The organism is Sandaracinobacter sp., from assembly GCF_041909755.1.
Classification (GTDB): domain Bacteria; phylum Pseudomonadota; class Alphaproteobacteria; order Sphingomonadales; family Sphingomonadaceae; genus Sandaracinobacteroides.
On sequence record NZ_JAYRCW010000173.1, the window covers coordinates 1 to 1,627 of the forward strand.

The following is a 1,627-nucleotide window of genomic DNA, read 5'->3' on the forward strand; positions in this document are numbered from 1 at the left end:
GTCAATTCCCGTGTTCACCAGAACATCTTGATCGTCGATCGGCTGTTCGGAGCGGCTGAGCTGCGTCTTGGTAGCGGCAAGCAGCAGCAGACGGTCAGGATCGTTCGCATCGAGCAAAGGCAAGCTGCCCAGCCCGCCAAAACCGGGGAGCAACCGTCATGAGTGAAGAGGCCACCACCAACCCAACGCCGATGCGTCTGCGTGCCGAGCCGCCGCACGTCACGCGCCTGTCGCGCAAGATGCTGGCCGGTGCCGGGGCTGTTGCGCTCCTCGGCATCGGCGGGGCGCTGATCTATGCGCTCCAGACGCGCGACATGAGCGGAAACGGTGAAGAACTCTATTCGACCGAGAATCGCGCCACGGCAGATGGACTGGCGGGTCTGCCGAAGGATTATACCGGGCCGGTCCTGGGGCCGGCATTGCCGGGCGATCTCGGTGGCCCGATCCTGGATGCCCAGAACCGGGGTCAGCCCGTCACGCCGCCCGCCATGGCGACGCCTGCCCGCGATCCTGCCGAAGAGCGCCGGCTTGCCGAAGAAGAAGCTGCGCGTCTCAGTACAGTGTTCTTCCAGTCCGGGCCAAGAGTGGCGACGACGCCTGGCTCCAATATGCCGGGCCTTGCTGGCCTTGACCTTGGTGGCCAGCCCGCAACACAGGACCGCCACACGGCATTTCTGAATGGGCCGGTGGAACGGCAGACCGTTGCCATGGATCGGATCATGGCGCCAGCCTCGCCCTACATCCTTCAGGCAGGGGCCGTAATCCCGGCGGCGATGATTACCGGCATCCGCTCGGACCTTCCCGGCCAGATCACCGCGCAGGTCACGGAAAATGTCTATGACAGCCCGACCGGCAGCCTGCTGCTAATCCCGCAGGGAACGCGCATCATCGGTCAGTATGACGCCGGTGTGCAGTTCGGTCAGCGCCGCGTGCTGCTGGTCTGGAACCGCCTGATCCTGCCCAACGGCCGCTCTATCGTGCTGGAGCGCCAGCCCGGTGCGGACGCTTCCGGCTATGCCGGGCTGGAAGATGGCGTTGATTACCACTGGTGGGATCTCATGAAGGCGGCGGGGCTGTCCACGCTGCTCGGCATCGGCACGGAACTGGCGACCGACGACGAGGATCGTCTGATCCGGGCCATCCGCGACGGAGCGCAGGATACCATCAATCAGGCAGGGCAACAGATCGTCCAGCGCCAGTTGCAGGTCGCGCCGACCCTCACGATCCGGCCGGGCTACCCGGTCAGGGTCATCGTTAACCGCGATCTCGTACTCGAACCTTATAGGAGCTGACCATGACGAAGCTGAAGCTCGGGCCTCTCATCGAAGACAAACCCGTGAAGGTGGCGGTGGAACTGCCGGGGCCGCTGCACCGCGATCTTGCCGCCTATGCCGAAGTGCTGGCTCGCGAAACCGGCCAGCCCGCTGCCGATCCTGTCAGGCTGATTGTGCCGATGCTGGAGCGGTTCATTGCGACAGATCGGGGCTTTGCCAGCGCCCGAAGATCTCGCTCATGAGGTGCCGCGCGTGCCATTGCGCGTCGCGGCGATGATTTCCATCAACGTATCGACGGCCTTTCGTGTCGCGTCCCATTTGGCGGGCTGATCCATTTCCCGGTTCTGAAGGGT

General features: G+C 64.4%; 2 protein-coding genes and 1 pseudogene. All 3 read left to right on the top strand.

Annotated features, from left to right (window positions below; translation table 11 throughout):
• Positions 1-162 (top strand): annotated as a pseudogene (locus ACE3O8_RS13560) (P-type conjugative transfer protein TrbG); the annotation flags it as partial.
• Positions 159-1,292 (top strand): TrbI/VirB10 family protein, encoded by a 1,134-nt coding sequence (locus ACE3O8_RS13565; protein ID WP_374390595.1) that lies wholly within the window; start codon positions 159-161, stop codon positions 1,290-1,292. The pseudogene ACE3O8_RS13560 and the gene ACE3O8_RS13565, both read left to right, overlap by 4 nt.
• Positions 1,293-1,294: 2 nt before the next feature.
• On the top strand, positions 1,295-1,516 hold the full coding sequence (locus ACE3O8_RS13570) for a DUF2274 domain-containing protein (RefSeq protein WP_015740172.1): 222 nt from the start codon (positions 1,295-1,297) through the stop codon (positions 1,514-1,516).
• Positions 1,517-1,627: the final 111 nt, after the last annotated feature.